This window comes from Psychrobacter sp. FME6 (genome assembly GCF_014861365.1).
GTDB lineage: Bacteria > Pseudomonadota > Gammaproteobacteria > Pseudomonadales > Moraxellaceae > Psychrobacter.
In genome coordinates this window covers 1-3,691 of sequence record NZ_RRYW01000159.1, presented here as the reverse complement: position 1 = coordinate 3,691, position 3,691 = coordinate 1, and the positions used below count along the sequence as shown (strand labels likewise).

Here is a 3,691-nt window from a genome sequence, read left to right as displayed (position 1 = left end):
AATTATTTTATGATATTTGTCCTGGCCATAACAGTTTTATTTTGAACTGACTATAGGATAAAATTTCTCTTGTTCAGCTGTATAGCCTGTTAATGTTTCATCGTCGTAAATATAGAAAGCTAAAGAGTCATTTATTTCAGAATAAAAGACATCACTAATATTAGTCTCTATAACTTTAGAAAATGAACCAGCATATATAAAAGAATCATTAATTCTTGAGTAGATATATAGACTTGAGTTTCTAGGAGGATTTACTCCTTTCAAAATGATGGGATGCTGTAAAGAATTAGTATGATTGAGGCTTTCAAAGTACTTCTGCTTGTGTAATTTATTCTCTGCATTAATTATTTTATAAACTTCTTTATTAAACTGATTAGTGCTAAACGAAGACATTGAGTTAGCATTCATATTAATTCCTAGTAATGTAAGAAGGAGAAGAGTAGATATAGAAAATATTATGATAACTTTTTTCATAGATAATATCAGCTATTTAGGTTTGAATATATGAATACCCGTAGGTAGACCTAAAGGAGTTTCTGCTGTAGATGGGAGGTTCATGCCACCTCCTTTTCTCCAGAGAGAATAGTCTTCTACTCCTTCACCTACATTTCCTCTAGGCATAAGATCAAAGAAGTTAGGCATCTTAATAGGAGATTTTATTACTACGGTATGACCTAATCCTACATGCTTTAGAGCTTCATAATTAGTTAATAAATTAAATGAGCTTAAGTCTCCATTATTACTTCTTTTTTTTCTAAGTTCTTTAGAGATAGAAGAAGATTCTTTAGGCATGAATAATATATTGCGGTATAGAGAACGTTTATAAAAAGCATGAAAATTTATACCATTATGCGTAGAAAAATTTTGTGCAAAACTTAAGCTTGGTTCTGCTGAAGACAGCTTGGTAAACTCGTCATCACTTTTCGAAATTCCGGTTCTACAGGCGTATGAATAAGCTGTGCCATTAGAAAGAAATATATTAGGATTTAATGATTTAATTTGAGAAGTGGTAAGATTTATAGGAGGTGAGCTGTAATAATTTAGTGCAATTACACTATTGAGGCTATGACAGAAGAATGCTAAATCTTGTATTTTGTAAGTTGCTCTCTGCTCATTGAAAATATCTATAACTTGCGACTGCATATAAATAGGAGTAAATCTAATATCACAAGGGAAGTTAATTTCTTCTTTTAATCCTTCAATTGCTAGCTTCTCTAGACGTGTATAGCCGTAGTCTACATAAGCGATTGTCACTTTGTCACATACTCTAAATTTCTTTCTATCTTTTATAAAAGGATAAGCAGATGCGATGAACATATTTTTCAACCAAAAGCTATCGTAATCATACTCAGAACCGATAAATACGATATTTTCAGTTTTTGGTACTTTTGTACTTACTACTGCTCTATTAGTATTACTTTTTGGACTAGTTGATGACTGTCCGATTCTTTGCCAGTTATCAGTGGTGTTTGCCATTAGAATTTTACCTCGATTTCTAGTTCTTCAATATTGTAACCTTCGATTATATGAGTTTTACCTGTTTTGTCCGTGATACCTGTTTCAAAACTACGATCTGGTTTTGTAATCCTGTAATGGCAGTTTTTTATAGGTAGCTGAGTATCTTCATCATATATAACTCTTAAACTGTTGTCTGTTTCAAGCATCTTACTGGGTAGTTTTTCTAACCCCAACCCATCCATCCCACCACCAGCCTTACTATGTTTCCCTGCCTTCTCCGTAAACTGCTTAGCAGTGATGGTGATATTAGCGCCATCTAAAGTGATACTCGCACCACCTGCCGTCAGCGTAATCTTATTGGCGGCCACCACCTCAACCTCTTTAGTCGAGGAGGCGATGTTTACATCCTGCTTAGCCGTGGCTTCAAGCTTACCCGTATGGGCAGAAAGGGTGATATTGTCCTTAGCATTAGTCATACTAAACTGACCATCGGCTATGATATTTAGCGACTCACTACTGACTTGATGATGACTTTCTCCACTACTGATCATCATATCTTGCTGCGTAGTACTAATCATCTCACCCATACTTCTGTGAATCAGGGTATCAGTACCGACATAGCTTGTGTCTGCTGAGCTATCGATCAGCGTGTAAGGTGTTTGCTGATGAGTTGTAGTTTGCTGTTCTTCTGCAATAGTCTCAAGTTGCGTCTTAATCGCGTTATGATCATTCACTTGTCTACCAAGTCCTGTTGCCAGTTGCGTTAGTCGATCTGCTAGATGCTGACCACCAAGACCAGTTTGAGTCAGAGTCGGGGTATGCTGTTGATAATTATGCTGTCCAGATTGTTCATGGGTTTGCGGTTGAGTGGAGAGGACAAGTGCTTCACCTGATTTGATATTAATTTGGGCGTTAGTAGCCGCATTGATGCCTTGACGTTTGGTTGTGTCTGATGGATTGATAATACCCATTTTTAGACTGGCGCTGACTTGTCCATCATCGACGTTGAGCTGTGAGTACGCTTGTTCTGTACGATGATCAGTCACCCACTCAGACAAGCCATTATCAGTATTGCGATAACCACTCTCAACCGCTTGTTCATTATCCGTAGCAAATAAGCTAGGGCGAGACGATGACAACAGACTGCCAGAATTGATTAGATGCTCGCTATCACCGATAGACTGCATCAGGGTTTGGTCATCTGCTCTATGGGTGAACACTCTTAGTCTTTGAGTCTTGTAAGATTGATCCTAAGCCAATAGTTAGATTCAACTATTGCATATACTTCCAAGAATCAGGTGTTTCATAATTTTTTTTAATACGATAGCCTTCTTCTATTAGTTCAGACTCTCTTGTAGATCTAATACCTAAGTCTTCCTCTACGTTTTTTTCATGAGCTGCTCTTAGAGCAGCTCCGTTTAAATCAAAGCCACTTTCTAGAACGTTACGATCAACATATCCAGCCGTTTCGAAAGAAAACCTTAACATATACTGCTCTTCTTCCTTTTCATTTTCATCTGCTTTTCTAAGCCATACCCATAAAATGATACCATCAAGATATAAATTAAAATTTAGATCTTGATGAGCATCATTTTTAAATACGTTCAGCCACTCTTCATAAGTTAGGATATAACTTGAGTCAATAACTTCACGGTGCTCATTAATGAACTTTAGGTTATCTAGTTCTGAGATACGAGGTTCTGAATTTGTATAGTATTGTTGCCACCCGCTTTGATTAATTCGTGTCAGTAGCTCTTTATAAGCTAAGTAAGCTTCCTTTGGTTCCACAAATTCTGCTTTATTTAAGCCGGAGTTAATACTTATACCTATAATACCTTTACTTACATTGTTGTTTTTAGAGTTTCCCAATACGGAAAATGCATTATCTATCGTTAAAGTATGACCTCCATGAGCAATACTCACGGTACCTAGGTTAGGAGGCGTCCAATCCAAATCAAAAAAACTCATCCCAGCAGGTTGGACGTCTACATTGCCACCTGTGTAAGTCGTAAAATCTTCAACTCCTTGTTGACCAAAGTGAAGGGTGACATTTTGTGGTGTGGGCATAGCTTTATTCTCTTGTTGTGTGTATTGAAATAAGATAAAAATTATCGCCACGATAACCGCTAATGTGATTGCTTTAAAGGATAGTAATCGCATTATTTTTTCCCTTCATTACGGAGTTTTTCAAGCTAGTTGTCACCATAAACTAAATTAAGCGGCTCGTAATTGA

General features: G+C 36.7%; 4 protein-coding genes. All 4 read right to left on the bottom strand.

All coding sequences use genetic code 11. The annotated features are described in order from the left end of the window. Nucleotides 1-36: 36 nt before the first annotated feature. Nucleotides 37-408, bottom strand: coding sequence for a hypothetical protein (locus EI162_RS13730; protein ID WP_192524869.1), 372 nt, complete (start codon nucleotides 406-408; stop codon nucleotides 37-39). A gap of 78 nt (nucleotides 409-486) precedes the next feature. Continuing rightward, the gene (locus tag EI162_RS13725) at nucleotides 487-1,476 is read right to left on the bottom strand and encodes a hypothetical protein (RefSeq protein WP_192524868.1); all 990 of its coding nucleotides are present in this window, start codon (nucleotides 1,474-1,476) and stop codon (nucleotides 487-489) included. Beyond that, nucleotides 1,476-2,678, bottom strand: coding sequence for a DUF2345 domain-containing protein (locus tag EI162_RS13720; protein ID WP_192524867.1), 1,203 nt, complete (start codon nucleotides 2,676-2,678; stop codon nucleotides 1,476-1,478). The genes EI162_RS13725 and EI162_RS13720 overlap by 1 nt, the downstream gene beginning before the upstream one ends. A gap of 52 nt (nucleotides 2,679-2,730) precedes the next feature. Beyond that, nucleotides 2,731-3,618 carry a hypothetical protein gene (locus EI162_RS13715; protein WP_192524866.1) on the bottom strand — a complete coding sequence of 296 codons (888 nt, stop codon included), beginning with the start codon at nucleotides 3,616-3,618 and terminating at the stop codon, nucleotides 2,731-2,733. Nucleotides 3,619-3,691 lie beyond the last annotated feature (73 nt).

Bases quoted from the DNA above. Each gene is read 5' to 3' on its own strand.
- EI162_RS13730 (WP_192524869.1), bottom strand. From the start codon at position 408: ATGAATGCTAACTCAATGTCTTCGTTTAGCACTAATCAGTTTAATAAA.
- EI162_RS13725 (WP_192524868.1), bottom strand. From the start codon at position 1,476: ATGGCAAACACCACTGATAACTGGCAAAGAATCGGACAGTCATCAACT.
- EI162_RS13715 (WP_192524866.1), bottom strand. From the start codon at position 3,618: ATGCGATTACTATCCTTTAAAGCAATCACATTAGCGGTTATCGTGGCG.